1 pseudogene is annotated in these 264 nt (G+C 67.0%); it reads left to right on the plus strand.

Features of this window, described 5'->3' with window-relative positions:
- Positions 1 to 264: pseudogene (locus AC5RWO_RS21470) on the plus strand (HNH endonuclease); the annotation flags it as partial.

A 264-nucleotide genomic window follows, 5' to 3' on the forward strand; every position in this document is an offset into this window, starting at 1 on the left:
TGATCAGGGAAATGCCGCACACCTATAGGGCGCTGGCAGAGGGCCGGCTGAACGAGTGGCGGGCGACCATCCTGGTCCGCGAAACCGCCTGCCTGAGCGTGGACGACCGCGCCCGCATCGATAAGGACTTGTGTTCGGATCCGAAGACGCTGCACGGGTGCGGGGACAAACGGATCGGGGCGCTGGCGAAGCAGGCCGCGCTGCGGCTGGATCCCCTGTCGGTGGTCCGGAGGGCCGCGAAAGCCGAAACCGAACGCCATGTCT

This window comes from Arthrobacter sp. B055-34 (genome assembly GCF_059090425.1).